This window comes from Vibrio sp. 1-2 (7-a), from assembly GCF_013048515.1.
Lineage (GTDB): Bacteria > Pseudomonadota > Gammaproteobacteria > Enterobacterales > Vibrionaceae > Vibrio > Vibrio diabolicus.
The window spans coordinates 320,512-347,501 of record NZ_VHSQ01000001.1; the positions used below are offsets into that span (position 1 = coordinate 320,512).

The following is a 26,990-nucleotide window of genomic DNA, read 5'->3' on the forward strand; positions in this document are numbered from 1 at the left end:
ATCAGAATGGCGCAAAGCAAAGTGCTGATCGTAGAAGACGATGAAGGTCTTCGTGAAGCCCTAGTGGATACTCTGGCTCTGGCAGGGTATGAGTGGTTAGAAGCTGACTGTGCGGAAGACGCACTACTAAAACTCAAATCGAATACTGTCGATATCGTCGTTTCTGACGTGCAAATGGCAGGTATGGGTGGGTTGGCTCTGCTCAAAAATATCAAGCAGAATTGGCCTAACTTACCAGTACTGTTAATGACGGCGTACGCCAACATTGAAGATGCCGTGTCGGCAATGAAAGATGGCGCGATTGACTACATGGCGAAACCATTTGCACCAGAAGTGTTGCTAAATATGGTCAGTCGATATGCACCGATCAAAAGCGATGACAATGGTGACGCGGTCGTGGCTGATGAAAAAAGTCTGCGACTACTTGCTTTGGCCGATAAAGTGGCACGTACAGATGCGAATGTTATGGTGCTAGGTCCGAGTGGCTCAGGTAAAGAAGTGATGTCGCGTTATATTCACAACGCATCAAACCGTAAAGATGGTCCATTCGTTGCGATCAACTGTGCGGCGATTCCAGACAACATGCTGGAAGCGACACTATTTGGTTATGAGAAAGGCGCGTTCACTGGCGCGGTTCAAGCGTGTCCGGGTAAGTTTGAACAAGCGCAAGGCGGCACAATCTTGCTGGATGAAATCAGCGAAATGGACTTAAACCTGCAAGCGAAACTATTACGTGTTTTGCAAGAGCGTGAAGTGGAGCGCCTTGGCAGTCGTAAGAGCATCAAGCTGGATGTACGCGTGCTTGCGACCAGTAACCGTGATCTCAAGCAGTACGTCTCAGAAGGCAACTTCCGTGAAGATTTATACTACCGCCTGAATGTGTTCCCAATTGCGTGGCCAGCACTGAACGAACGCAAAGGCGATATTGCGCCACTTGCCAAGCATCTTGCTGAGCGTCATTGCAGCAAGATGGGGATGCCAGTGCCTCAATTTTCAGCCGTTGCGGTAGAAAAACTGCTGCAATACCCTTGGCCAGGTAACGTTCGTGAGCTGGATAACGTGGTGCAACGAGCTCTTATCTTAAGTGAGAATGGTGATATCGACGCTGAGCACATCTTACTAGAAGGGGTGGATTGGCAAGATGCCAACAGCTTGCAGCATGTGGTTCAAAATGCAGAGATGGTTGTACCTAATGTTAAGCCAGTCGCTCAACCTGAGAGTGTGAACCGTCCGGTATCTGGCGGGGAGGGCTTGGGCAGCGAGCTGCGTGACCAAGAATACGCCATTATTTTGGAAACCTTGGTGGAGTGTAACGGCCGACGCAAAGAAATGGCGGAGAAACTGGGCATAAGCCCACGAACCTTGCGCTACAAACTTGCCAAAATGCGTGATGCTGGTATAGATATCCCAAATTAATATGTGCAATCGCCATAAGACAAAAAGTGTAAGCAAACCGCTAACTAATGTCTTATGGCACGTTAATTGCTGTGTTAATAATCAGTTTTGTTAATAGTCAATCTTTTGGCTTAGAGGTGCTAATGAAAGTTGATGGTATTCAGGCAGAAATGCGCGCCATGATGGTAGAAGCAACCAATACTGCTCCTACTGCAAGTGGGGCGAAAGTTGGAGCAGATTTTAATGATCTCCTAACTAAAGCCATCAATAACGTGAACACACTTCAAAAAGCATCCGGTGACTTACAAACCCGTTTTGATCGTGGTGATGCCGATGTTTCCCTTTCTGACGTTATGATTGCTCGTAACAAGTCTAGTGTCGCTTTTGATGCGACGGTTCAAATTCGCAATAAACTCGTTGAGGCGTATAAAGACCTCATGAACATGCCAGTGTAATTTAGGTAATAAGTGTGGCAGACAAGTCTACAGATTTAACCGTCACTGAAGGCGGCTCAGATGGTGCACTGGTAGCAAGTTCCGACGTAGATGTGGAGAGTCAAAATCCAGATCTAGAGGAGCGCAGTGCGTCAAAATTTGATATGGCAGTGGGTGACCTTGATTTACTTCGTCAAGTTGTACTTGTGCTGTCAATCTCCATCTGTGTTGCATTGATCGTGATGCTGTTCTTTTGGGTCAAAGAGCCGGAGATGCGCCCGCTTGGAGCGTATGAGACCGAAGAGTTGATCCCCGTTTTGGATTATCTGGACCAGCAAAAAATCAATTACAAGCTTGATGGTAATACCATTTCTGTTGAATCGAGCGAATACAACTCGATCAAACTTGGCATGGTTCGCTCGGGCGTAAACCAAGCCACAGAGGCGGGCGATGATATTTTGCTGCAAGATATGGGCTTTGGCGTATCACAACGTTTAGAGCAAGAGCGCCTTAAACTCAGTCGAGAACGTCAGTTGGCTCAAGCGATTGAGGAAATGAAGCAAGTTCGTAAAGCGCGAGTCTTATTGGCGCTACCAAAGCACAGTGTTTTTGTGCGTCATAACCAAGAAGCATCAGCGTCCGTATTTTTGACACTGTCGACTGGTACGAACCTCAAACAGCAAGAAGTTGATTCTATCGTCGACATGGTGGCGAGTGCCGTTCCGGGAATGAAAACTTCCCGCATTACCGTCACAGATCAGCATGGTCGTTTGCTCAGTTCAGGCTCTCAAGACCCTGCTTCTGCTGCGCGACGCAAAGAGCAAGAATTAGAGCGTAGCCAGGAACAAGCGCTGCGTGAAAAAATTGATTCAGTGCTATTACCTATTTTAGGTTATGGCAACTACACGGCGCAGGTCGATATCCAAATGGATTTCAGCGCGGTTGAACAAACTCGCAAACGCTTTGACCCCAATACCCCTGCAACCCGCAGTGAGTACGCATTAGAAGATTACAATAACGGCAATATGGTAGCGGGTATTCCGGGGGCGTTAAGTAATCAGCCTCCAGCGGATGCCTCTATTCCGCAAGATGTGGCTCAGATGAAAGACGGTTCTGTCATGGGACAGGGTTCGGTGCGTAAAGAATCCACGCGTAACTTTGAGCTTGATACCACCATCAGCCATGAGCGTAAGCAGACAGGGACGGTTGCTCGTCAGACAGTTTCTGTTGCGATTAAGGACCGTCGTCAGGTCAACCCAGATACGGGAGAAGTGACCTATACCCCTATGTCCGAATCGGAAATTAATGCTATTCGCCAAGTCTTAATTGGTACGGTCGGTTTTGACCAAGGCCGTGGTGATTTGTTGAATGTACTGAGTGTGAAGTTTGCAGAGCCTGAGGCTGAACAGCTGGAAGAACCACCAATTTGGGAGCACCCTAACTTCAGTGACTGGGTTCGTTGGTTCGCAAGTGCATTGGTGATCATCGTTGTCGTATTGGTATTGGTTCGTCCAGCAATGAAGAAATTGCTTAACCCTACCAGTGATGACGAAGACGAAATGTACGGACCAGACGGCTTGCCGATTGGTGCGGATGGTGAAACTAGCCTGATTGGCAGCGACATTGAAAGCAGCGAACTGTTTGAGTTTGGTTCAAGTATTGATTTGCCAAACCTTCATAAAGATGAAGATGTATTGAAAGCGGTTCGCGCTCTGGTGGCGAATGAACCTGAACTTGCTGCTCAAGTAGTGAAAAACTGGATGAATGACAATGGCTAACGATATCGTACCTCAAGATGACAACGCCGCGGGAATGCCAGTTGAGCTGGATGTCTCAACCATTACTGGCGAAGAAAAAGCAGCAATTTTGCTACTGAGCCTCAATGAACAAGATGCCGCTGGCATTATTCGTCACCTAGAGCCAAAACAGGTCCAGCGTGTGGGTAGTGCGATGGCTAAGGCGAAAGACCTCAGCCAAGACAAGGTGTCGGCCGTTCACCGTGCGTTTTTGGAGGACATCCAGAAATACACCAACATCGGCATGGGCAGCGAAGACTTCATGCGTAATGCGCTGGTGGCGGCTCTTGGTGAAGACAAAGCCAACAATTTGGTTGACCAGATCCTACTTGGTACGGGTTCAAAAGGCTTGGATTCGCTGAAATGGATGGACCCACGACAAGTGGCGAGCATCATTGTCAACGAACACCCGCAGATCCAAACCATCGTATTGTCTTATTTAGAAGCAGACCAATCCGCGGAGATTTTGTCTCAGTTCCCTGAGCGCGTGCGTTTGGACCTGATGATGCGTATTGCCAACCTTGAAGAAGTTCAGCCATCGGCACTGGCAGAGCTGAACGAAATCATGGAGAAACAGTTCGCGGGTCAAGCTGGCGCTCAAGCAGCCAAGATTGGCGGCCTGAAAGCGGCAGCGGAGATCATGAACTATCTAGACAACAACGTCGAAGGTTTATTGATGGAACAGATTCGCGATCAAGACGAAGACATGGCGACGCAAATTCAAGACTTGATGTTTGTCTTCGAAAACTTAGTCGAAGTGGACGATCAAGGTATTCAGAAATTGCTGCGTGATGTACCACAAGACGTGTTGCAAAAAGCACTTAAAGGTGCCGACGATTCTCTGCGTGAGAAGGTATTTAAGAACATGTCGAAACGAGCGGCTGAGATGATGCGTGATGACATCGAAGCGATGCCGCCAGTTCGCGTGGCGGATGTCGAAGCGGCACAGAAAGAAATCCTGGCGATCGCTCGTCGCATGGCCGATGCAGGCGAACTCATGTTGTCTGGCGGTGCGGACGAATTCTTATAATCTCTATTGCTCCGTGATTATCCTATTGCGGAGCGCCCTCACTTCTTAATCGAATACATAATAGGTAACCCATGGCTGGCGAAAGAAAACGTGGATTTATCCGTCCTGATGAAGATGATTCGATGATCGAACCACAACGTTGGGGGTTGCCTGATTACGGCGAGCCCAAAGCCAAGCAAGCAAAACAAACCGCGTTTAACTATGACCCGGGTTGGGTACCGAATCTTGAAGAACCAGAAGAAGAGCAAGCACTTGAGCTAACCGAAGAGCAGATAGAGCTGATCAAGCAAGGTGCTTATCAGGAAGGTTTGTATCAAGGTCAAGAAGCCGGCTTTAAGCAAGGTTACGACAAAGGCAAAGAAGAAGGCCTGCAAGCGGGCCATGCTGAAGGGCTGGAGCTTGGAAAAGCCGAAGGCGTGACCGCAGGTCAAGAATATATTCAGCAGCAAGTCGAAACCTTTATGAACTTAGCGAACCAGTTTGCTCAGCCGTTAGAGCTAATGAATGCTCAGGTTGAAAAGCAGCTGGTAGACATGGTGCTCTGTTTAGTAAAAGAAGTCGTGCATGTCGAAGTACAAACCAACCCTCAGATTATTTTGGACACGGTTAAGCAGTCGGTTGAAGCGCTGCCAATATCAGGTCATCCCATTACCTTGCACCTGAATCCAGAAGACGTTGCGATTATTCGCTCAGCTTACGGCGAAGAAGACCTTGATTGCCGCAACTGGACGTTGGTTGCTGAGCCATCACTCAATCGAGGCGACGTCCAGATTGAGGCAGGTGAATCAAGCATTAACTACCGTATGGAAGAGCGCGTCAAAAGCGTGTTGCACAGTTTTTGTGGTGCAAACCGTCATCAAGAGGGTGAGTAATCCATGCAAACATTGGCTGACCGTTTAAGAAACTACAAAGTTGAAGGCTTAACGACGCGCCCAGTTGCCTCTGGCAAACTGGTTCGAGTGGTTGGGTTAACGTTGGAAGCGACAGGCTGTCGCGCGCCAATTGGCAGTTTATGCTTAGTGGAAACCATGTCCGGTCAGATGGAAGCCGAGGTCGTCGGTTTTTCAGGTGATAACCTATTTTTGATGCCAAGCGAGCAAATTACGGGCATTTTGCCTGGCGCTAGAGTGACGCCATTAACCAGTGACGCTGGCTTGCCTGTTGGCATGGAGTTGCTTGGCCGCGTGATTGACGGGGTTGGTAATCCGCTTGATGGACTTGGCCCGTTGTATACCGATCATCGCGCCTCTTTTAATGCTGAGCCAATCAACCCGCTGGCTCGAAAGCCAATTTCAGAGCCACTTGATGTGGGCTTGAAAGCGATTAACGGATTATTGACGGTAGGTAAAGGTCAGCGTATCGGTCTGTTTGCCGGCTCTGGTGTGGGTAAATCGGTCACGCTTGGCATGATGACACGAGGTACAACCGCACAAGTTGTTGTGGTCGGTCTGATAGGTGAGCGTGGACGCGAAGTTAAAGAGTTTATCGAAGAGATTTTAGGTGAGGATGGACGACGTCGCTCTGTCGTGGTGGCTGCGCCTGCCGATGCATCACCATTGATGCGTTTGAAAGGCTGTCAAACCGCCTTAACCATTGCCGAGTACTTTCGCGATCAAGGTTTGGACGTTCTGTTATTGATGGATTCCTTGACGCGTTTTGCGCAAGCACAGCGTGAAATCGCCCTTTCTGTTGGTGAGCCGCCAGCGACAAAAGGCTATCCGCCATCTGTGTTCGCCAAGCTACCTGCTTTGGTTGAGCGTGCGGGTAACGGAAGCGCCGAACAAGGCTCAATTACGGCGTTCTTTACCGTGTTGACCGAGGGCGATGATTTACAAGACCCGATTGCGGATGCATCGCGGGCAATTCTTGATGGTCACATTGTGCTGTCCCGTGAAATGGCGGATGCAGGCCATTATCCTGCGATTGACGTCGAAAAGTCGGTTAGCCGTGTTATGCCGCAAATCACCACTGAAGAACATGTTCTGATGTCGAAAGCGGTACGTCAGGTCTTGTCGATTTGCCGCAAGAACCAAGATTTGGTCTCGATTGGGGCGTACAAGCCGGGCACCGATCCTGCTATCGATGGCGCATTTACATTGAAGCCAAAGTTAGACGAATACTTACAGCAGAGCATGAAAGAATCGGTGCCATACGATATGTGCGTCAACATGCTTAGAAACATTTTGGGCGGGTGATAGCGCATGAACAATGCGATGGAGTTCCTACTTGAGCAGACTAAAGAGCGTGAAGATCAAGCCGTACTTGCGCTGAACAAAGCGCGCTCTGAACTTGAAGATTATTACCGTCAGGTTGAGCAAATCGAAAAGTATCGCCTTGATTATTGCCAACAGCTTATCGACCGTGGCCAGGCTGGCTTAACGGCAAGCGAATATGGGCATTTAAATCGCTTTCTCACTCAGCTAGACGAAACGTTATCTAAGCAGAAACAAGCGGAAAGTCATTTCAAAGAACAGGTAGAAAACTGTCAAGAATACTGGTTAACAGTACGCAAAGAACGCAAATCCTATGAGTGGATGATCGAAAAGCGTGAGAAAGAGAAACAGCTTGCGGAAGCCAAACGAGAACAAAAGCAAATGGACGAGTTTTCAACGTTGCTTTACAGCCGTCGAGTGAAGCCTTTTAATACTTAAAAGTTGACGTTGCTTCCACTTATAACACTCGTTTTGTCACTGCGGCAATGAGCTTGTTATTGGCGTAATTTTTGCAGATAACTTTGTAGATGATCACCCCAATAACCTAAATTTGCCACCGTGTGCAATTTAGCAGCGGCCTAGCGCTCGAAGCTGCTGATAATGAGAATTTCTATATGAATGTGAATTTGTCCAATGTTTCTGCGACGAGCAAGACGTCAGTGTCTGACTCTGCCGCACAAGCACCTACAGAAAACGCGGAGAACAAGGGATTTTTGGAAACCTTGACGGATGCATTTTCAGGTTCACAAAAGTCAGAAAAAGTAGCAACGAAATCACTAAACGGTGAAGACCAAAACAGTGCCGAGATTAACAAGCTTTCGTCTGGCAAAGCTGATAGTCAAGAAGCGGTCACAGACGTGGCTCAAGCGAGCAGTAACGATGCCGAGGAGTTGCTGGCGCAAGAAAGCCAAGAAACTGCTATTCAAGAGCAAAGCCGCTCTGGTGACATGCTGACAGAGCATGCGAACACCATTCAAAGTGATGAAGCAAGCCTACTGGAAGCCAAACAAGGCGAGCACTCGCAAAATGATGCTGATGTCACTGAGAAAGTCGGTTCACTCTCGAACGCCCCTTCAGCTGCTAATGGCGCAAAAAGCGCGATGGGTGAAGGACAACAGCTGCTTGGTCGTATTGAACAAGCGAATCAAACCTTGAAAGCGAATAATGCATCCATCGATAGTGGCAAAGTTTTGCCTCAACGAGCGGGTTTAGAGCACTCGTTTAACGAGCAAACAACAGACATTGATGAACTTGCTTTGAATGACATGCCATCAGCTCAATCGCTTGAACAAGTGCAGGCAATGGCTGGGCAACGCTTAGAGCCAATTTTAGATAAGAATGGTCAACCTATCGATGTCGATAAGCTCTCGTCTGAGTTTGCTACTTGGCAAGGTATGGCTAAACAAGTCAGTCACCCAACCGAGAAGGGCATGGTCAGTGATGAGGTTGCCGGTGAACTATCGCCACTGGAGGTGGGGTTGGATGGCTCTAAAATTGATGCGCTTCAGCGTGTTTCCTTGGATGAACTCGAACTCATAGATACCAAACTGGCGCAGGGAAAACCACTGACTCAGCAAGAAACTGAGATCATAGAAGGGTTGAAAAAAGGGACGGTCATTGCCGATATTCCTGAGCAAGATCTTGCCCAGTTTGTTGCACTTCCTACTGACGTTAAACAGGTTCTCGCCGAGCAGCAAGTACAACATCATTTGGCTCGCCAGGCTGCGCCTATGGGGATGTCTCAGCAAGCCCTTCATTTGGTGACTCAATCAGCTCAGCCGCAAGCTGTTCAGAGTGCAGATAAAGTCGCATTGTCTCCGATGCCAGATGCGTTCGTCGCAGCTCATTTACCGACGGCGCTTCAAGGCGTAAAGGATGGAGAGGTTAACCAGAAAGTTGTGAATGCCGCATTGGTTGCTGGTGCACTTAAAGCGACTGCGGATAAGCAAGATAAACCAGAACTTCAACATGGTTTAGCAGGGCAGCTTCAGGCGATGGCGGGTCAACAAGGAACAAACGTGCAGCAACAAGCGCGTATTGATGCCGCGCAGCAAGCTCAGCTTCCGTTGCAACTGACCAAAGAGCTAGCCAATGAGCAAGTGGCGGAAAAAGTGCAAATGATGATGTCGAAGAACCTAAAAAACCTCGATATTCGTCTTGATCCACCAGAATTAGGTCGTATGCAAATTCGTATGACGATGAACAACGATGTAGCTAATGTGCATTTTACGGTGAACAACACGCAAGCGCGTGACATCATTGAACAGACGCTTCCTCGCTTGAGAGAGATGTTGGCGCAGCAGGGCATGCAATTGGCTGATTCTTCTGTTCAGCAACAAAACAGCGGGCAGCAGCAAGGTAGGTATACTGCTGAGCAACATGGTCAAAGCGCTCAAGGCAGCGGTTTTTCTGGACAATCAGAAGAGAGCTTTGATGCTGACGTCAATCTGGATTTGAATGTGGCTTCAAAGCGTGATGGAATTAGCTTTTACGCTTAACAGGCCGTTTAAAGGCAATAATACAAGGTTACCAAACGACTTCCTTAAGCATCTCGGTAACCTAAAAGAACAATAAGAGACAACAATGGCAGAAGAACAGTTACAAGGGGCCGATGCGCCGAAAGGAAAAGGTAAGTTACTTATCATCATAATCGCTGTTGTGGTATTGCTACTTGGCGGTGGTGCAGCAGCATTCTTTCTCATGGGCTCTGATGAACCAGCTCAGGCTGAAGCGTCTCAACAGGTTCAAGCGAAGGCATCTGATGCCTCGCCCATTGCCTACGTGAATCTTCCTCAGGCATTTGTATTTAACGTTACTGGGGACCGTCGCGACAGACTGGTACAAATTAAAGCGCAGTTAATGGTTCGCGGCGCAGAGAATGAAGAGTTGGCGCGGTACCATTCGCCACTGATTGAGAGCTCTTTGTTATCAACGTTTGCTTCGGCGACGGTTGATCAGTTGCGTTCTCCAACGGGACGAGTGGAATTGCGCGATCGTGCTTCCGAAGATATCAAAGCAGCGCTAAACGCTGCGGTCGGTAAGCCAGTGATTGAAAAAGTACTGTTTACAGATTTTGTTATTCAATAGGTAAAACGTGACCGATCTATTAAGCCAAGACGAAATTGATGCGCTATTGCACGGGGTTGACGATGTTGATGACGTCGATGAACCGATAGAAAACGACAACGAAGGTGCCGTTAATTTTGATTTCTCGTCGCAAGACAGGATTGTACGTGGTCGAATGCCGACGCTCGAACTTATCAACGAGCGCTTTGCACGACACATGCGTATTAGTCTGTTTAATATGCTGCGTAAAACGGCAGAAGTGTCGATTAATGGCGTGCAGATGATGAAGTTTGGCGAATACCAAAACACATTGTACGTGCCAACCAGTTTGAACATGGTGCGTTTTCGTCCGTTAAAAGGTACAGCGTTGATCACCATGGAGGCTCGCTTAGTCTTTATTCTGGTAGAAAACTTCTTTGGTGGGGATGGTCGATTCCATGCCAAAATTGAAGGGCGCGAATTTACCCCAACGGAACGCCGTATCATTCAGCTGCTGCTGAAGATTGTATTTGAAGACTACAAAGAAGCGTGGTCGCCAGTGATGGGGGTGGAGTTCGAATATCTCGACTCTGAAGTAAACCCAAGTATGGCTAACATTGTCAGCCCGACAGAAGTGATTGTCGTGAGTTCTTTCCACATTGAGGTCGATGGTGGCGGCGGCGATTTTCATGTCGTTATGCCTTACTCCATGGTTGAGCCGATTCGTGAACTGTTGGACGCAGGTGTTCAGTCCGACAAGATGGAGACAGACGTCCGTTGGAGCTCAGCATTACGTGAAGAGATTATGGATTGTCCGGTTAACTTCCGCGTTAACTTGCTTGAAAAAGACATCTCTTTGCGTGACCTCATGGAATTGCAACCGGGTGACATCATCCCGATTGAAATGCCAGAACATGCGACAATGTTTGTGGAAGACCTGCCGACCTATCGCGTAAAAATGGGCCGTTCGGAAGACAAATTAGCGGTGCAAATTTCTGAGGAAATTGAGCGCCCACATGTAGTCAAAACAGATTTAGCTTTCTTGGGCAAAGACATCATGTCTGAGCTTGAGAATGAAGACGATATAGACGATTAAGATACCTTATTGAACAGACATGCTTTGGCATTAAATAAGGCTTAACACAGGATAGAAAAATGGAACCAAGTGACGATCAAAAGCTAGCAGATGAATGGGCAGCCGCTCTTGGCGAAGACCCGTCTGCACCTTCTGTTGACGTAGATGAAGTATTGGCCGCGCCACTGGAAGAGCTAAAAGACACTTCAAGCCCAATTACCGAAGATGAGCGTCGTAAACTCGACACCATCATGGATATTCCGGTGACGATTTCGATGGAAGTCGGTCGTTCACAAATCAGCATTCGGAACTTATTGCAGTTGAACCAAGGTTCGGTTGTTGAGTTGGATCGTCTAGCGGGCGAGTCATTGGACGTATTAGTCAACGGTACACTGATTGCGCATGGCGAAGTCGTGGTCGTGAACGATAAGTTTGGTATCCGTTTGACGGATGTGATCAGCCAAACTGAACGAATTAAGAAGCTACGTTAAGATGAGCCGCTCAATCAAAACGCGATTGAAGCAAATCACCGGAGCACTGAGCTTAATGCTGAGTGCTCCTTATGCATTTGCTGCCGCACCAAATAACCTGGATCTTGCGACGACACTGGGCTCGCTTGTGCTTGTGATCGGCGTGATTCTTTTGTTGGCTTGGCTACTTAAACGTATGCAAGTGCCGGCGATGGGACAACAAAAAGGCTTGCGTATTGTGAGTCAGTTGCCAGTGGGCACCAAAGAAAGAATCGCCGTAGTTCAAGTGGGTGAAGAGCAGTTTTTGGTTGGAATTACCAGCCAATCAATCCAAACGTTAGCCAAGTTAGATAAGCCACTGAAAGAGGAAGAGTTGGCGACCAATGCTTTTGCGACTCAATTTAGCCAACTGATCAAAAAACATGACAAAGGGTAACCCGATTCGTTTGCTCCTGAGCACGTTGTTGCTTTTCGTCGGCGTGCTGTTTTCTTCATTTTCGTTTGCAGAGGCAGAGGAGTCTGCTCTGCCTGACAACTTGGCCGATGGAAGTAGCGTCACTGTTCAGGCGATGCAAAGTGATACTGGCGCCAGTCGTGCTATGTCCGTTTCTAGTGGTGGTGGAATCCCTGCGTTTACCATGACCACAAACCCAGATGGCAGTGAAGATTACTCGGTTACGCTACAAATTTTAGCGTTAATGACCATGCTTGGCTTCTTGCCTGCCATGGTGATTTTAATGACGTCGTTTACTCGAATTGTGGTGGTGATGTCGATATTGCGTCAGGCAATGGGGTTGCAACAAACGCCGTCTAATCAGGTCATCATTGGTATAGCGCTGTTTTTGACCTTTTTTGTTATGTCTCCTGTCCTGAACGAAATCAACGATAAAGCCGTTCAGCCTTATTTGAATGAGCAAGTCACGGCTCGAGAAGCATTTGATGCTGCACAAGCGCCAATGAAAGCGTTCATGCTTAAACAGACCCGAATCAAAGACTTGGAGACGTTTGTAACCATGTCAGGAGAGCAAGTTGAGAACCCAGAAGATGTGTCGATGGCGGTGTTGATTCCGGCTTTCATCACCTCGGAGCTAAAAACTGCATTCCAGATTGGCTTTATGCTCTTCTTGCCGTTTTTGATTATTGACCTCGTGGTAGCGTCGGTACTGATGGCAATGGGTATGATGATGTTGTCACCAATGATTGTTTCGTTGCCGTTCAAGTTGATGCTGTTCGTATTGGTCGATGGTTGGAACTTGATACTTTCGACACTCGCGGGCAGTTTCGCCCTTTAGATAAGCGCAGATAGAGGATAAGACATGACACCAGAAATGTTTGTCGAGCTTTTCCGTGAAGCACTTTGGATGGTGCTTATCATGGTCTGCGCCATTATCATCCCAAGTTTGCTTATCGGCCTTATTGTTGCGATTTTCCAAGCTGCGACTTCCATCAACGAGCAAACATTGAGCTTCTTGCCGCGTTTGATAGTCACTCTTTTGGCTCTAATGCTATTTGGTCACTGGATGACGCAAATGTTGATGGAATATTTCTATGGCTTGATTGAGCGCTTACCTCAGGTGCTTTATTAGAGGCGCCTATGGAGTACCCCACTAGCGTTGTCTTAGATTGGATCGCAAACTATTTCTGGCCCTACGTTCGTATCTCTTCCATGCTGATGGTGATGACGGTAACTGGGGCTCGATTTGTCTCACCACGAATCCGCCTTTACCTCGGGTTAGCCATCACTTTTGCAGTCATGCCAGCGATCCCTGCAGTGCCTCAAGACATTGAGTTGCTCTCGTTTCGGGGTTTTATGACCATTGCCGAGCAAATGATCATCGGTATTGCGATGGGCATGGTCACTCAATTTATGATTCAAACCTTTGTCTTGTTGGGACAAATATTGGGTATGCAGTCAAGTTTGGGTTTCGCTTCTATGGTTGATCCCGCAAATGGTCAGAACACGCCATTGCTTGGTCAGCTATTCATGTTTTTGACGACAATGTTTTTCCTTGCCACCGATGGGCACTTGAAAATGCTGCAACTGGTAGTGTTCAGCTTTAAAACCTTGCCGATTGGTTCCGGCTCGCTCAACGCGGTTGATTTCCGTGAAATGGCAGGCTGGCTTGGTATTATGTTCCAAACGGCACTGAGTATGTCTCTATCTGGCATTATTGCACTACTTACCATTAACTTGTCGTTTGGTGTAATGACCCGTGCTGCACCACAGTTAAATATCTTTTCGCTTGGTTTTGCATTTGCGTTGATGGTGGGTCTATTACTGTGTTGGTACATACTGGCTGGCCTTTACAGTCATTATGAAATGTTCTGGACGGTGGGTGAGGCGCAGATTTGTCGACTCATTCGCTTGGAGTGCTAAGAATTGGCAGAATCAGACGGTCAGGAACGCACCGAAGAAGCCACGCCCCGACGGTTACAACAAGCCAGAGAAAAGGGGCAGGTTGCTCGGTCTAAAGAACTTGCATCAGCATCTGTACTGATCGTTGGCGCCATTTCACTGATGTGGTTTGGCGAGGCGTTAGCACGTTCATTGTTTTCCATCATGAGCCGTTTATTTGATCTTCAACGAGAAGAGATTTTCGATACGGCAAAGCTATTTGACATTGCTTTAGGGGCGATGACCGATTTGTTGTTCCCTCTATTTTTGGTGCTAGCGACATTGTTTACTGCCGCCATGATTGGTGCTGCGGGTGTGGGAGGAATCAGTTTTTCTGCTCAAGCCGCTATGCCAAAGCTGTCGAAAATGAATCCGCTTAGCGGTTTAAAGCGGATGGTCGGAATGCAAAGCTGGGTAGAGTTGATCAAATCAATTCTTAAAGTGGTTTTGGTTACTGGTGTCGCGATCTATTTGATCCAAGCATCGCAGGCGGATCTGATTCAATTAAGTATGGATGTGTATCCGCAAAACATCTTCCATGCTTTAGATATTTTGCTGAACTTTATCTTGTTGATCAGCTGTTCGCTGTTGATCGTGGTTGCCATCGATATTCCATTTCAAATCTGGCAGCACGCAGATCAGTTAAAAATGACCAAGCAAGAAGTCAAAGACGAATACAAAGAGACTGAGGGTAAGCCGGAAGTTAAAGGCCGTATTCGTATGCTGCAAAGAGAAGCGGCTCAACGTCGTATGATGGCAGACGTTCCTCAGGCTGATGTTATTGTTACCAACCCAGAGCACTTTTCGGTTGCGCTTCGTTATAAACAGAAGACAGACCGTGCGCCAGTAGTGATCGCTAAAGGCACCGATCACATGGCAATGAAGATTCGAGAAGTCGCCCGAGAGCATGACATCACAATTGTACCTGCTCCGCCACTTGCTCGTGCGCTGTACCATACTACCGAGCTAGAACAAGAGATCCCCGATGGATTATTTACTGCGGTGGCTCAGGTTTTGGCATTTGTATTCCAGTTGAAGCAATACCGAAAGCGAGGTGGTCAGCGCCCCAAAATTCAGGATTACGATTTGCCAATCCCGCCAGAACACCGGCATTAATGCTAAAAGAAGCCTAATTCTAAAAAGGCTAATTGAATCAGATATTAAACTCTACTTGAGTGTTTAGTCATTATTTTGGCGTTAATTATGGTACATAGCTTGCTTAAAACGCCTTAATTATCAACCATACCTAAACTTTTAGGCCAAAGCGGTCGCGTATTAATAGTAAGAGCTAACGTGACGCTTCAATCGATTGAGATCTCTCGTAGTATGAAGTTAAGCCTGCCATTTGCAGATAAATTGCCACGAATCCCTCAGCGTGAAATGCCAGCTATTGGCGCGCCGGTGATGGTTTTGGCCACCTTAGCGATGGTGGTGCTGCCTATTCCAGCCTTTTTGCTGGATATGTTCTTCACCTTTAACATCGCGTTGTCGATGGTGGTGTTGTTAGTGACCGTTTACACACGTCGTCCGTTGGACTTCGCCGCTTTTCCGACGGTACTGCTGATCGCGACCTTGTTGCGTTTGGCGCTGAACGTTGCCTCGACACGTGTCGTCTTACTGCATGGTCATGAAGGCGGCAACGCGGCAGGTAACGTAATTGAAGCGTTTGGTAATGTCGTTATTGGTGGTAACTACGCGGTCGGCTTAGTGGTTTTCCTTATCTTAATGATCATCAACTTTATGGTGGTGACCAAAGGTGCGGGTCGTATCTCTGAGGTAAGTGCTCGCTTCACCCTTGATGCGTTGCCAGGTAAGCAGATGGCGATTGATGCGGACTTAAATGCCGGGTTGATAGACCAAGAACAAGCAAGAGTTCGTCGTTTTGAAGTGACCAAAGAAGCGGATTTCTACGGCTCTATGGATGGTGCCTCGAAGTTCGTAAAAGGTGACGCGATTGCCGGTATTTTGATTCTGTTTATCAACATCATCGGCGGTCTGTCGATCGGTATGGCGCAGTATGGATTGGGTTTCGGTGAGGCAATTGAAATCTATACTTTGCTGACGATTGGTGACGGCCTAGTTGCACAGATTCCATCGCTATTGCTGTCGATTGCAGCGGCGATGATGGTGACGCGTCAAAACACCGATGAAGACATGGGTGAACAGCTGGTCTTCCAGATGTTCGACAACCCAAAAGCACTGATGATTACCGCAGCTATTCTCGGTGTGATGGGCATCGTACCGGGCATGCCACACTTTGCGTTTTTGAGTCTGGCGGTCGCAGCTGGCGCGGCGGCGTATTTCATCGATAAACGCCAAAAGCAGAAAGCGAAAGAACCGGCTTTACCAGCGAAAGCCGACGAAGGTGCAGAGCCTTCATCACAACGCGAACTGTCTTGGGACGACGTCCAGCCAGTCGATATTATTGGCCTTGAAGTGGGTTACCGCTTGATTCCGCTAGTGGACCGAGACCAAGGCGGAGAACTGTTAGAGCGCGTAAAAGGTGTGCGTAAAAAGCTATCGCAAGATTTTGGGTTCTTAATCCCTGCGGTTCACATACGTGACAACCTTGAACTGACGCCAAACAGCTATCGAATCACATTAATGGGGGTTGCGGTCGGCGAAGCTGAGATTCGTCCGGATCAAGAGCTAGCGATTAACCCAGGTCAGGTGTATGGCATGATTGATGGCGAGCCAACCATTGACCCTGCATTTGGACTGGAAGCCGTATGGATTCGCGAAGATCAGCGTGAGCATGCTCAGGCGCTAGGGTATACGGTTGTTGACTCATCGACAGTATTAGCGACGCACCTGAGCCAGTTATTGACTAATAACGCATCGCAGTTGATTGGTCATGAAGAAGTAGAGAATTTATTAGAAATGTTAGGACGCAGCGCGCCTAAGTTGGTTGAGAACTTTGTTCCTGATCAGTTGCCTTTAGGTGTGGTGGTGAAAGTCCTACAAAACTTGTTAAACGAGGCCATTCCAATCCGCGATATTCGCACGATTGTTCAAACTTTGGCTGAGTACTCAAGTAAGAGTCAAGAAGCTGACATATTGACGGCAGCAGTTCGAATTAGTCTGAAACGTCTAATTGTTCAAGAAATCAATGGTATAGAGCCTGAGCTGCCAGTGATTACTTTGATACCTGAGCTGGAACAAATATTGCATCAAACTATGCAAGCATCAGGAGGCGAATCCGCGGGGATTGAACCGGGGCTCGCTGAACGATTGCAGTCTTCACTAAGCCAAGCGACACAGGAACAAGAATTGAAAGGTGAGCCAGCCGTTCTGCTTACTTCCGGTGTATTACGCTCGACGTTGGCGAAATTTGTGAAGAACACAATACCTAATCTCCGGGTACTGTCTTACCAAGAAATCCCGGATGAAAAACAGATCAGAATTGTGCAAGCCGTGGGTAACTGATCTCACGCATCATTAATGGATTCATAGTTTGAAAATAAAGCGATTTTTTGCCAAAGACATGAGAACGGCGCTGCTCCAAGTGAAAGAGGAGTTAGGCGCGGAAGCGGTGATCATGTCAAACAAGAAAGTGGCTGGTGGGGTGGCGATTGTTGCGGCGATAGATAGTGAATCTAACCCGTCTCAAGCAAGCGCAGCGTCACAACAAAATCGCGGTGCTTCTCAATCGAATCGCTATAACGAACATCGTCAAATGTCATCGTCTTCTGCAGATCGTTATCAAGATCGTCATTTAGATGAAGATAAAATTAGCCTGAACAGTAATAACAGTAACAACGAAAAAACAGGCTCGATGACGCAGCGATTCGCTAACATGCTTAAGCAATATAGTGGTGGTGCAGCAGATGCTGACGATCATGTAGCGGAAAATGAAGATTCGCTCTCTGCTTTATTGCAACGCCAGAATAAGCATCGCGACGGCTACAACCAAGAAAAGCCAGCGCCATATCAACCAGATTCACCTTTGGCGAAGTTAATCGCACAAGATAATCGATTTGAGCGTCCAACGCCGAAGTTGGATCCGACACGCTATGATCGCCGCCGTCCAAGTGATGAGCGAGAAGAGTCTGCAGATGAGCTGGAGAGTATGCGCGAAGAGATGACGTCAATTCGTCGTCTTTTAGAGCATCAAGTATCTGGCCTGATGTGGCAGGAAGTGGAACGTCGAGAGCCGCTCAGAGCAATGCTGATTAAGCGCTTAGAGCGTATGGGCGTTTCTCCGGAGTTAGCAGACCAAATGGCGTGCTATATCCCGGAAGATACAAAACCAGCGCGAGCGTGGAAAGCGTTGTTGTCGCTGGTGGCGGATCAAATCAATATTCCTAAACAGGACATTTTAAAACGTGGTGGTGTGGTTGCACTGTTAGGTCCGACGGGGGTGGGGAAAACAACCACCGTTGCGAAGCTCGCAGCACGTGCCGCCATGGAATACGGTGCCGACAATGTAGCCCTTGTGACAACAGATACATATCGCATAGGTGCACATGAGCAGCTCTCAATTTACGGAAGAATCATGGGTTGTCCCGTAAGAGTTGCTAAAGATTCTAACGAGTTAGCCGATGTTATATATCAGCTAAGAAACAGAAGACTGATTTTGGTCGATACGGCAGGGATGGGGCAACGAGATGTCAGGCTTTCTGAGCAGCTCGATACTCTAATGCAAGAGAGCGGAGAAGTGATTCACAGCTACCTTGTTTTGCCAGCTACCGCACAACGTCGCGTTCTACAAGAAACGCTGGATCACTTCCGACGCATACCACTTTCGGGTTGTATTATGACGAAGCTTGATGAGTCATTAAGTCTAGGCGAATTCATCAGTGTAGTGATTCAAAACGCAATGCCAGTGGCTTACATAGCTAATGGTCAGCGCGTGCCAGAAGACATTGTGATAGCGCAACCAAAATATATGCTTGCGAAAGCAAATGAACTGTTAGAGAAGTCGACAGAGAACGAACCTCACTTTTGGAATAGTGACAGTGAAGGACTCTAAGGCGGCGGACTACTATGACTGAGAATATGATACACGATCAAGCAAGCGGCCTCCGTCGCTTAACACAACCATCGTTGACCAAAGTGATTGCTGTTACTGGCGGCAAAGGTGGTGTGGGGAAATCAAACGTAACACTGGGTCTGGCGATTTGTATGGCTCGCCAAGGCAAGAAGGTGATGGTTCTCGACGCTGATTTAGGTCTGGCCAATGTGGACGTGATGCTCGGAATTCGTGCAAAACGTAATCTAGGACATGTCTTAGCGGGTGAATGTGAGCTAAAAGATGCGATTGTCGAAGGGCCTTATGGTATAAAGATAATCCCTGCAACTTCTGGCACACAGAGCATGACTGAGCTTTCTCACGCTCAACATGCTGGACTCATTCGAGCATTTGGTAGTCTTGAAGACGAAATGGACGTCCTGCTGATAGATACCGCCGCAGGCATTTCTGACATGGTAATCAGTTTTTCGCGAGCAGCTCAAGACGTCGTTGTGGTTGTGTGTGATGAACCAACTTCAATCACAGATGCATATGCGTTAATTAAGCTGTTAAGTAAAGAACACCAGGTCCAACGCTTTAAAGTTGTAGCAAATATGGTCAGAAGCTACCGTGAAGGGCGAGAATTGTTTGCAAAGTTGACGCTAGTCACAGAGCGATTCTTGAATGTCAGCCTTGAACTCGTAGCATGTATTCCATTAGATGATAAAGTACGACAGGCTGTAAAAAGACAAAAAATTGTCGTTGATGCGTTCCCTCGCTCACCTGCCGCTTTAGCTATCAGCTCACTAGCAAACAAAGCGTTAACGTGGCCACTACCGAAAACACCAAGTGGACACTTGGAATTTTTTGTGGAAAGGTTGCTAAATCGTACCGAATTCGCAGAGGACCCTTTTGGTGAATAAAGCGATAACCTATGACCAACATGGCAAGTTTAATAGCCAGCAAGCGTTTATAGAGCGCTACTCAGTGTTGGTTAAGCGCATTGCTCACCACCTATTAGGCCGTTTACCGCCGAGTGTTCAGGTAGAGGATTTAATTCAGGCCGGCATGATCGGTCTTATCGAAGCTCAGCAGAATTATGATGGTTCTAAAGGTGCGAGCTTTGAAACTTATGCAGGTATCCGTATTCGTGGCGCAATGTTAGATGACATGCGCAAAGGCGATTGGGTACCGCGTTCTGTTCATAAAAATAATCGAGAGATTAACCAAGCGATTGCGGAACTGGAAGGCGAATTAAATAGAGATCCTACTGATTCTGAAGTAGCCACGCATCTCGGTATGACACTGGATCAATATCATAGTGCTCTGACCGATATCAACTGCTCAAAATTAGTCGGTATTGAAGATTTAGGCGTTTCTGATGATGTGATTTCACCTGCAGATGAAACTGATGACAGTAACCCGTTCAAAGGGGTTGCCGACGAATCATTTCGAAAAGCACTGGTTGAATCAATAAAACAGCTTCCAGAGCGTGAAGCTTTGGTACTTTCGCTTTATTATGATGAAGAACTCAATTTGAAAGAAATTGGCGATGTGTTAGGCGTAAGCGAATCTCGCGTAAGTCAAATACTGAGTCAAGCGATGCAACGTTTGCGCACCAAGCTCAGTGCGTGGACACAAAATGACTAAAAACACTGATTTTACGATTCAGTGGAGGCAATTTTGAATAAAAACATGAAGATCCTTATTGTTGATGATTTCTCAACAATGCGCCGTATTGTTAAAAACCTGCTTCGTGACTTGGGTTTCAATAACACTCAAGAAGCGGACGATGGTTTAACCGCATTACCAATGCTGAAAAAAGGTGACTTCGATTTTGTTGTAACTGACTGGAACATGCCAGGTATGCAAGGCATCGATTTGCTTAAACACATCCGCGCGGATGCAGAACTTAAGCATTTGCCAGTTCTAATGATCACGGCTGAAGCGAAGCGTGAGCAGATCATTGAAGCTGCTCAAGCAGGCGTAAACGGCTACATTGTTAAGCCATTTACTGCTGCAACATTAAAAGAAAAATTAGATAAAATTTTCGAGCGTTTATAACTCTCTCTTTTTCTCTTTGTTATTCGAGTCATTCATACCAATTATTAAATACCTATTAAATGACTCGTTTAGCGTTTTTAAAGTGATAAGAAGAACTAAACGTAAAAGGGTCTATTCAGAATGATCTCACTAGAGCAGGCGAAGTCACTCGTTCAAATGCTAGAAAACGGGGAACAAGACCAAGCCAATATGCTTGTTGCCTCGATCTACGAAGGTGCCGAGAATCCAATGCTGCAAGAAATTGGAGCCTTAACTCGAGACCTTCACGAATCACTCAAGCAGTTCAGTCTCGATCAGCGCATGACCGAAATTGCGAAAGACGAAATCCCTAACGCAAGGGATCGTCTTAATTATGTGATCGAGAAGACAGAGCTAGCAGCCAACAAAACGATGGATGCAGTCGACTGCTGCCTTCCTATCGCTGACAACCTGCATGATTGCCTTCAGAAAGTTCGTCCTCAATGGAATGAACTCATGCACGGGCGCATCGAATTAAGCGAATTCAAAGCACTTTGTCACCGAATCGACGAGCTATTAGTTCAAGTCGAAGGTGACAGCACTGAGTTGCGTGGTCAATTGACCGAAATTCTCATGGCGCAAGACTTCCAAGACCTAACTGGCCAAATTATTCGCCGCGTAATTACGTTGGTAAATGAAGTAGAAGGCCGCTTAGTGGAAATCCTAACCGTATTCTCTGGAAATAAACCTGAAGAACACATTCAAGTTTTGTCAGAACCGGCAGATAAAAAGAATACACAAACAAGCGAAGCCGAAGGCCCGATTCTTCATCCAGAACTGAGAGAAGATGCGGTTTCATCGCAGGACGAAGTCGATGACTTGTTGTCCAGTCTTGGATTTTAAAGGTAACGTATGAGCTACGATTTAGACGAAGATATTCTTCAGGACTTTCTCATTGAGGCTGGGGAAATTCTCGAACTGCTTTCTGAGCAGTTGGTTGAATTGGAAAATAACCCAGAAGACAAAGACTTACTTAATGCAATTTTCCGCGGGTTTCACACCGTAAAAGGCGGTGCTGGCTTCCTGTCTTTGGCAGAGCTAGTCGATACTTGTCATGGTGCGGAGAACGTGTTCGACGTTTTACGAAACGGCCAACGCACGGTCACGCAAAACTTAATGGATACGATGCTAAAAGCGTTGGATACGGTCAATACCCAGTTCCAAGCCGTTCAAGATCGTGAACCATTGGAAGCAGCGGATCCTGCCCTTCTTGAAGAACTTCATCGTCTATGTAAACCTGAATCAGAAGATGAAGTCGCTGCAACCGTGGTTGAAGAGCCAGTGGTTACTCCTGAACCTGTCAGTCCTGAGCCTGTTATTGAAGAACCTGCCGCGCCAGCGTCAAGTGTCGGCTCTGTTGATGAAATTACCCAAGACGAATTCGAAAAGCTGCTGGATGAACTTCATGGTAAAGGCTCAGCTCCAGGCGCTTCAGAACCTGCGACACCAACAACGCCATCAGTGCCCCCTCAATCAAGTGCGCCATCAGTTGAAAGTGGCGATATCACTGACGATGAATTTGAACGTCTACTTGACGAACTTCACGGCGTCGGCAAAAGTCCATCAGCGGCAGAGGCTGCAGCATCTGCACCAGTAGAACCTCCTAAAGCGGCAGAACCAGCTGCGCCAGTTGCATCGTCAGCAAATCAAGATAGTGACTTAATGACGGACGAAGAGTTCGAAAAGTTACTCGATGAGCTACATGGTGCGGGCAAAGGTCCTACGCTAGAAGAACTGGATATGGCAACGAAGCCGGCATCAGCAAACGTAGAGGAAAGCCCTGCGAAACCTGAGCCTGCGGTTAAGCCAGCACCAGCACCAGCAGCGCCAACTCCGGCTCCAGCACCAAAACCAGAATCTAAACCTGTCGCGGTGAAAGAAGAGGCGAAAGCGCCAGCGGTTAAAAAGCCTCAGGCCGAGGCAACCGTTCGTGTCGATACCTCGACGCTTGATACCATCATGAACATGGTAGGTGAGCTTGTATTGGTCCGAAACCGTCTATTAAGCCTTGGTTTGAACAGCGACAATGAAGAAATGTCCAAAGCGGTCGCCAACCTTGATGTCGTAACGGCGGATCTGCAAGGCGCGGTAATGAAAACGCGTATGCAGCCAATCAAGAAAGTATTTGGCCGTTTCCCACGCGTTGTCCGTGACTTGGCGCGCAACCTAAATAAAGACATTGTGTTGGAAATGCGCGGTGAAGAAACCGATCTCGATAAAAACCTTGTAGAAGCATTGGCTGATCCATTGATTCACTTGGTTCGTAACTCGGTTGACCACGGTATTGAAATGCCAGACGACCGCGCGAAAGCAGGTAAATCACGCACAGGTAAAGTGATTTTGTCTGCATCGCAAGAAGGGGATCATATTGAGCTATCCATCGTAGATGATGGCGGCGGTATGGACCCGAACAAACTGCGTGGTATCGCGGTTAAGCGCGGCATGATGGACGAAGATGCGGCGGCCCGTTTAACAGACAAAGAGTGCTTCAACCTTATCTTTGCGCCAGGTTTCTCAAGTAAAGATAAAATTTCTGACATCTCTGGCCGTGGCGTTGGCATGGATGTGGTTAAGACGGCGATCAACACCTTAAATGGTTCAATCGATATCGATTCTGAGCTAGGTAAAGGCACTAAGATCACCATCAAAGTACCACTGACGCTTGCGATCCTACCAACACTGATGGTTGGTGTTGGCGGTCATCCGTTTGCGCTGCCACTGGCATCGGTGAGCGAAATTTTCCACTTGGATCTGAGTCGCACAAACGTGGTAGATGGTCAGTTGACGATCATTGTGCGTGAAAAATCTATCCCGCTATTTTACTTACAGAACTGGTTAGCATCCAAATCACAAAACGTCGAAGAGCGTACTGGTCACGGTCATGTGGTTATTGTACAGATCGGTAACCAGCGCGTTGGTTTTGTTGTGGATACGCTTATTGGTCAAGAAGAAGTGGTTATTAAGCCACTCGATAATCTATTGCAAGGCACTCCGGGCATGGCTGGTGCAACAATCACTAGCGATGGCCATATTGCATTAATTCTAGATGTGCCTGATTTACTTAAGCGATATGCTGCGGCTTCACGCCTTTAAGCAAAGCTGACGTTATTAAAAGGAATAAGATGGCGATTAAAGTACTAGTCGTTGATGATTCGAGTTTTTTTCGACGTCGCGTGAGCGAAATCATCAACTCAGAATCGCGCCTAGAAGTGATTGACGTTGCGGTAAATGGCAGAGAGGCGGTTGAGAAAGCCAAATCTCTTAAACCGGACGTCATCACGATGGATATTGAAATGCCAGTGATGGATGGCATTACCGCTGTGCGTGAAATCATGGCAGCGGCTCCAACGCCAATCCTAATGTTTTCGTCCCTGACTCATGACGGGGCGAAAGCCACGCTTGATGCGCTAGATGCGGGCGCATTGGATTTCTTACCGAAAAAGTTTGAAGACATCGCACGTAACCGCGAAGAAGCGGTATCACTGCTTCAGCAACGAGTTATTCAGATTGCTTCGAAGCGCGCTTTTATGCGTCGACCAATCACTCGCGCTGCTGCGAGTACCAGTGCGGCAGCTCGTCCACTAGGTTCAAGAACGGCTTCGCCAGCGACTCCAGCTCCTGCTCGACCGGCTGCGGCAAAGTTCCGAGCCTCCGGTAAGAAGTATCAACTGACCGCAATTGGCACGTCGACTGGTGGTCCGGTTGCTTTGCAAAAAATTCTGACGCGTTTACCGATGAACTACCCGCATCCGATCGTATTGATCCAACATATGCCAGCAACCTTTACTGCTGCATTTGCCAGCCGTTTGAATACCTTGTGTAAGATTCAAGTGAAAGAAGCTCAAGACGGCGATGTCTTACAGCCTGGTGTGGCATACCTTGCTCCAGGTGGTAAGCAAATGATGGTGGATGGTCGAGCGGGGGCTGCTCGTCTTCGTATCATTGATGGCGGCGACCGCATGAACTACAAACCATGTGTGGATGTGACTTTTGGTTCTGCAGCCAAAGTATACGGTGACAAAGTTCTCTCTTTAGTGCTGACTGGCATGGGTGCAGACGGTCGTGAAGGCGCTCGTATGTTGAAGTCTGCAGGCTCAACTATTTGGGCTCAAGATGAAGAAAGTTGTGTTGTTTATGGTATGCCCCAAGCTGTTGCTAAAGCAGGCATTTCTTCAGAAGATTTACCGCTTGACCGCATTGCTGAACGCATGTTGGTGGAAGTTGGCCTAGCGTAGGATTCATCATGATTGTTTGGAGTGTAGCTAACCAGAAAGGTGGCGTGGGTAAAACCACCTCAACAGTGACATTAGCGGGTTTGCTGAGTCAAAAAGGTCATCGCGTACTGATGGTCGATACTGACCCTCACGCATCACTGACTACCTATCTTGGTTATGATCCTGACGCAGTAACTTCGAGCCTGTTTGATTTATTCCAGTTGAAGACATTCTCTCGTGAAACGGTGAGGCCGTTAATCCTAGAGACAAAACTGGAAGGGATGGATATCATTCCCGCGCATATGTCCCTTGCGACGCTTGATCGTGTCATGGGGAATCGCAGTGGGATGGGGTTGATCTTAAAACGAGCTCTACAAGCGGTCTCACAAGACTATGATTATGTCTTGATTGACTGTCCGCCAATTCTTGGTGTGATGATGGTGAACGCACTGGCCGCCAGTGACCGAATTTTGATTCCCGTTCAAACCGAGTTTTTGGCGATGAAAGGCTTGGAACGCATGATGCGCACGTTAACCATTATGCAAAAGTCTCGTCCGGGTGGTTTCAAAGTGACTATCGTTCCAACGATGTATGACAAGCGCACCAAAGCGTCTTTGCAGACATTGATGCAACTGAAGAAAGATTACCCAAATCAAGTATGGACCTCTGCGGTGCCGATTGATACCAAGTTCCGTGATGCTAGTTTAAAGCATTTGCCAGCATCGCATTTTGCATCTGGTAGTCGTGGTGTGTTTGCGTATAAACAGTTATTGATTTACCTGGAGAGGTTAGCGTTCGATGAGCAGTAACGACGTGCTTTCCAGTGAACAAGCGCTTGATGACTACTTTAATGCGCTATTGGGTGATGAGGCTGAAGCAACGACTCTTGAGGAAGAGCTTGACTTGCTGGCTCAAGAAATATCATCTGCAGAGCCAGAGCCAGAGCCAGAGCCAGAGCCAGAGCCAGAGCCAGAGCCAGAGCCAGAGCCAGAGCCAGAGCCAGAGCCAGAATTGCAGTTTCAATACTCGGAGCCGGAAACTTACCAGTTTCAAGAAGCGTACCCGCCAGAATTGGAAGCCCCAAATCTGGAAGATGTGCAAAGGTTATTAAGTCAGCTTGAAGCAAGCAACCCTGTAGCCGAGTTAGATATTGATAGTATTCTTGAACAAAATACGATTGATATTGCAGCAGAAATAAAAGCGGCTGAGCCAGAAGTGCAAACCGTTAGTGAGGCGTCCGAGTTACAAACAGTTGAAGAGATACAAGACTGGGTGATTGATGCGCCAGTTTTTGAGGGAACTCAGCCAGAACTGGTTGAACCTCAATCGGTGATTGAGCATGATGTCAATATAGAATCGAACGTTGATACCGAGCTCGAGACACAAACAGGTTCCGAAATACCAACGGTCTGGGAAAGCACGAAGCGAAGTGAAGATTTTCAAGTGCTTTACTTTGATGTGAATGATGTCACGTTTGCCGTACCGCTTGATGAGTTAGGTGGTATTCATCGCATCAGCGAGCTTAACCATTTGATAGGAAAGCCCGCCTGGTATTTGGGGCTACAAACAAATCGTGAGCAACAGTTTGATGTCGTCGATACCGCGAAATGGGTGATGGCAGATAAGCTTCGCGATGACAGTTACAAAGATAATTACCAATACGTTGTCATGCTTGGAGAGAGCATGTGGGGGCTGGCCAGTAACCAACTAATGGGTACGGAAACGCTCAATATCGACAAGGTTCGCTGGCGTGAACAGGCGGGTAAGCGCCCTTGGCTAGCGGGCATGGTAAAAGAAAAAATGTGCGCCTTAATTCATGTCCAGGCGCTCATTGACATGCTAAACGCCGGTTTAGATGTCAAATCACTGAATTAGATTTAAGTCGGGAAC

The 26,990-nt window shown here is 47.5% G+C and carries 26 protein-coding genes; all 26 read left to right on the plus strand.

The window, feature by feature from the left end:
- Positions 1–6: 6 nt before the first annotated feature.
- The 26 genes from FKN08_RS01420 to FKN08_RS01545 all read left to right on the plus strand — a co-directional run bounded on the left by FKN08_RS01420 (position 7) and on the right by FKN08_RS01545 (position 26,975).
- Positions 7–1,416: a sigma-54 dependent transcriptional regulator gene (locus tag FKN08_RS01420; RefSeq protein ID WP_046875536.1), complete on the plus strand. Its 1,410-nt coding sequence runs from the start codon at positions 7–9 to the stop codon at positions 1,414–1,416.
- A gap of 122 nt (positions 1,417–1,538) precedes the next feature.
- Positions 1,539–1,850: a flagellar hook-basal body complex protein FliE gene (gene fliE, locus FKN08_RS01425; protein WP_012841525.1), complete on the plus strand. Its 312-nt coding sequence runs from the start codon at positions 1,539–1,541 to the stop codon at positions 1,848–1,850.
- A 14-nt stretch (positions 1,851–1,864) separates the two neighbouring features.
- A complete protein-coding gene (fliF, locus tag FKN08_RS01430) occupies positions 1,865–3,607 on the plus strand; it encodes a flagellar basal-body MS-ring/collar protein FliF (RefSeq protein WP_006741698.1) in 1,743 nt (580 codons plus the stop codon).
- A complete protein-coding gene (gene fliG / locus FKN08_RS01435) occupies positions 3,600–4,655 on the plus strand; it encodes a flagellar motor switch protein FliG (RefSeq protein WP_012841526.1) in 1,056 nt (351 codons plus the stop codon). Before fliF ends, fliG begins: the two co-directional genes overlap by 8 nt.
- A 71-nt stretch (positions 4,656–4,726) precedes the next feature.
- Entirely contained in the window at positions 4,727–5,527 is an 801-nt protein-coding gene (gene fliH / locus FKN08_RS01440) for a flagellar assembly protein FliH (protein ID WP_006741700.1), read from the plus strand.
- A 3-nt stretch (positions 5,528–5,530) separates the two neighbouring features.
- Positions 5,531–6,850 carry a flagellar protein export ATPase FliI gene (fliI, locus tag FKN08_RS01445; protein ID WP_170891114.1) on the plus strand — a complete coding sequence of 440 codons (1,320 nt, stop codon included), beginning with the start codon at positions 5,531–5,533 and terminating at the stop codon, positions 6,848–6,850.
- 6 nt (positions 6,851–6,856) lie between these two features.
- Complete coding sequence (gene fliJ / locus FKN08_RS01450; RefSeq protein ID WP_170891116.1) at positions 6,857–7,306, plus strand: flagellar export protein FliJ; 450 nt, start codon at positions 6,857–6,859, stop codon at positions 7,304–7,306.
- 176 nt (positions 7,307–7,482) lie between these two features.
- Positions 7,483–9,366: a flagellar hook-length control protein FliK gene (locus tag FKN08_RS01455; RefSeq protein ID WP_170891118.1), complete on the plus strand. Its 1,884-nt coding sequence runs from the start codon at positions 7,483–7,485 to the stop codon at positions 9,364–9,366.
- Between the two features lie 85 nt (positions 9,367–9,451).
- Positions 9,452–9,955 (plus strand): flagellar basal body-associated protein FliL, encoded by a 504-nt coding sequence (fliL, locus tag FKN08_RS01460; RefSeq protein WP_012841529.1) that lies wholly within the window; start codon positions 9,452–9,454, stop codon positions 9,953–9,955.
- 7 nt (positions 9,956–9,962) lie between these two features.
- Positions 9,963–11,009: a flagellar motor switch protein FliM gene (gene fliM / locus FKN08_RS01465; RefSeq protein ID WP_006741703.1), complete on the plus strand. Its 1,047-nt coding sequence runs from the start codon at positions 9,963–9,965 to the stop codon at positions 11,007–11,009.
- 59 nt (positions 11,010–11,068) lie between these two features.
- Positions 11,069–11,479 carry a flagellar motor switch protein FliN gene (gene fliN, locus FKN08_RS01470; RefSeq protein WP_012841530.1) on the plus strand — a complete coding sequence of 137 codons (411 nt, stop codon included), beginning with the start codon at positions 11,069–11,071 and terminating at the stop codon, positions 11,477–11,479.
- A 1-nt stretch (position 11,480) separates the two neighbouring features.
- Complete coding sequence (gene fliO / locus FKN08_RS01475; protein WP_012841531.1) at positions 11,481–11,894, plus strand: flagellar biosynthetic protein FliO; 414 nt, start codon at positions 11,481–11,483, stop codon at positions 11,892–11,894.
- Positions 11,881–12,750 carry a flagellar type III secretion system pore protein FliP gene (gene fliP / locus FKN08_RS01480; protein WP_006741704.1) on the plus strand — a complete coding sequence of 290 codons (870 nt, stop codon included), beginning with the start codon at positions 11,881–11,883 and terminating at the stop codon, positions 12,748–12,750. The genes fliO and fliP overlap by 14 nt, the downstream gene beginning before the upstream one ends.
- 24 nt (positions 12,751–12,774) lie before the next feature.
- Positions 12,775–13,044 carry a flagellar biosynthesis protein FliQ gene (gene fliQ / locus FKN08_RS01485; RefSeq protein ID WP_012841532.1) on the plus strand — a complete coding sequence of 90 codons (270 nt, stop codon included), beginning with the start codon at positions 12,775–12,777 and terminating at the stop codon, positions 13,042–13,044.
- Positions 13,045–13,052: 8 nt separating this feature from the next.
- Positions 13,053–13,835: a flagellar biosynthetic protein FliR gene (gene fliR, locus FKN08_RS01490; RefSeq protein ID WP_005384463.1), complete on the plus strand. Its 783-nt coding sequence runs from the start codon at positions 13,053–13,055 to the stop codon at positions 13,833–13,835.
- Positions 13,836–13,838: 3 nt separating this feature from the next.
- A complete protein-coding gene (gene flhB, locus FKN08_RS01495) occupies positions 13,839–14,969 on the plus strand; it encodes a flagellar biosynthesis protein FlhB (RefSeq protein WP_006741705.1) in 1,131 nt (376 codons plus the stop codon).
- A gap of 210 nt (positions 14,970–15,179) precedes the next feature.
- A complete protein-coding gene (flhA, locus tag FKN08_RS01500; protein ID WP_041853026.1) occupies positions 15,180–17,279 on the plus strand; it encodes a flagellar biosynthesis protein FlhA in 2,100 nt (699 codons plus the stop codon).
- 28 nt (positions 17,280–17,307) lie between these two features.
- Entirely contained in the window at positions 17,308–18,825 is a 1,518-nt protein-coding gene (flhF, locus tag FKN08_RS01505; RefSeq protein WP_012841533.1) for a flagellar biosynthesis protein FlhF, read from the plus strand.
- A gap of 14 nt (positions 18,826–18,839) precedes the next feature.
- Entirely contained in the window at positions 18,840–19,727 is an 888-nt protein-coding gene (locus FKN08_RS01510; protein WP_005380498.1) for a MinD/ParA family protein, read from the plus strand.
- A complete protein-coding gene (locus FKN08_RS01515; protein ID WP_048625854.1) occupies positions 19,720–20,454 on the plus strand; it encodes an RNA polymerase sigma factor FliA in 735 nt (244 codons plus the stop codon). The genes FKN08_RS01510 and FKN08_RS01515 overlap by 8 nt, the downstream gene beginning before the upstream one ends.
- Positions 20,455–20,499: 45 nt before the next feature.
- Positions 20,500–20,868 carry a chemotaxis response regulator CheY gene (gene cheY, locus FKN08_RS01520; RefSeq protein WP_017635949.1) on the plus strand — a complete coding sequence of 123 codons (369 nt, stop codon included), beginning with the start codon at positions 20,500–20,502 and terminating at the stop codon, positions 20,866–20,868.
- Positions 20,869–20,988: 120 nt separating this feature from the next.
- Positions 20,989–21,729, plus strand: coding sequence for a protein phosphatase CheZ (locus tag FKN08_RS01525; protein WP_006741709.1), 741 nt, complete (start codon positions 20,989–20,991; stop codon positions 21,727–21,729).
- Positions 21,730–21,738: 9 nt separating this feature from the next.
- On the plus strand, positions 21,739–23,979 hold the full coding sequence (locus FKN08_RS01530) for a chemotaxis protein CheA (RefSeq protein ID WP_074191671.1): 2,241 nt from the start codon (positions 21,739–21,741) through the stop codon (positions 23,977–23,979).
- A gap of 29 nt (positions 23,980–24,008) precedes the next feature.
- Positions 24,009–25,121 (plus strand): chemotaxis response regulator protein-glutamate methylesterase, encoded by a 1,113-nt coding sequence (locus tag FKN08_RS01535; RefSeq protein ID WP_047008842.1) that lies wholly within the window; start codon positions 24,009–24,011, stop codon positions 25,119–25,121.
- An 8-nt stretch (positions 25,122–25,129) separates the two neighbouring features.
- Positions 25,130–25,909 (plus strand): ParA family protein, encoded by a 780-nt coding sequence (locus FKN08_RS01540; RefSeq protein WP_006741712.1) that lies wholly within the window; start codon positions 25,130–25,132, stop codon positions 25,907–25,909.
- Positions 25,899–26,975 (plus strand): chemotaxis protein CheW, encoded by a 1,077-nt coding sequence (locus FKN08_RS01545; RefSeq protein WP_170891121.1) that lies wholly within the window; start codon positions 25,899–25,901, stop codon positions 26,973–26,975. Before FKN08_RS01540 ends, FKN08_RS01545 begins: the two co-directional genes overlap by 11 nt.
- Positions 26,976–26,990 lie beyond the last annotated feature (15 nt).

Bases quoted from the DNA above. Each gene is read 5' to 3' on its own strand.
- FKN08_RS01420 (WP_046875536.1), top strand. From the start codon at position 7: ATGGCGCAAAGCAAAGTGCTGATCGTAGAAGACGATGAAGGTCTTCGT.
- fliE (WP_012841525.1), top strand. From the start codon at position 1,539: ATGAAAGTTGATGGTATTCAGGCAGAAATGCGCGCCATGATGGTAGAA.
- fliG (WP_012841526.1), top strand. From the start codon at position 3,600: ATGGCTAACGATATCGTACCTCAAGATGACAACGCCGCGGGAATGCCA.
- fliH (WP_006741700.1), top strand. From the start codon at position 4,727: ATGGCTGGCGAAAGAAAACGTGGATTTATCCGTCCTGATGAAGATGAT.
- fliI (WP_170891114.1), top strand. From the start codon at position 5,531: ATGCAAACATTGGCTGACCGTTTAAGAAACTACAAAGTTGAAGGCTTA.
- fliJ (WP_170891116.1), top strand. From the start codon at position 6,857: ATGAACAATGCGATGGAGTTCCTACTTGAGCAGACTAAAGAGCGTGAA.
- FKN08_RS01455 (WP_170891118.1), top strand. From the start codon at position 7,483: ATGAATGTGAATTTGTCCAATGTTTCTGCGACGAGCAAGACGTCAGTG.
- fliL (WP_012841529.1), top strand. From the start codon at position 9,452: ATGGCAGAAGAACAGTTACAAGGGGCCGATGCGCCGAAAGGAAAAGGT.
- fliN (WP_012841530.1), top strand. From the start codon at position 11,069: ATGGAACCAAGTGACGATCAAAAGCTAGCAGATGAATGGGCAGCCGCT.
- fliO (WP_012841531.1), top strand. From the start codon at position 11,481: ATGAGCCGCTCAATCAAAACGCGATTGAAGCAAATCACCGGAGCACTG.
- fliP (WP_006741704.1), top strand. From the start codon at position 11,881: ATGACAAAGGGTAACCCGATTCGTTTGCTCCTGAGCACGTTGTTGCTT.
- fliQ (WP_012841532.1), top strand. From the start codon at position 12,775: ATGACACCAGAAATGTTTGTCGAGCTTTTCCGTGAAGCACTTTGGATG.
- fliR (WP_005384463.1), top strand. From the start codon at position 13,053: ATGGAGTACCCCACTAGCGTTGTCTTAGATTGGATCGCAAACTATTTC.
- flhA (WP_041853026.1), top strand. From the start codon at position 15,180: ATGAAGTTAAGCCTGCCATTTGCAGATAAATTGCCACGAATCCCTCAG.
- FKN08_RS01510 (WP_005380498.1), top strand. From the start codon at position 18,840: ATGACTGAGAATATGATACACGATCAAGCAAGCGGCCTCCGTCGCTTA.
- cheY (WP_017635949.1), top strand. From the start codon at position 20,500: ATGAAGATCCTTATTGTTGATGATTTCTCAACAATGCGCCGTATTGTT.
- FKN08_RS01525 (WP_006741709.1), top strand. From the start codon at position 20,989: ATGATCTCACTAGAGCAGGCGAAGTCACTCGTTCAAATGCTAGAAAAC.
- FKN08_RS01530 (WP_074191671.1), top strand. From the start codon at position 21,739: ATGAGCTACGATTTAGACGAAGATATTCTTCAGGACTTTCTCATTGAG.
- FKN08_RS01535 (WP_047008842.1), top strand. From the start codon at position 24,009: ATGGCGATTAAAGTACTAGTCGTTGATGATTCGAGTTTTTTTCGACGT.
- FKN08_RS01540 (WP_006741712.1), top strand. From the start codon at position 25,130: ATGATTGTTTGGAGTGTAGCTAACCAGAAAGGTGGCGTGGGTAAAACC.
- FKN08_RS01545 (WP_170891121.1), top strand. From the start codon at position 25,899: ATGAGCAGTAACGACGTGCTTTCCAGTGAACAAGCGCTTGATGACTAC.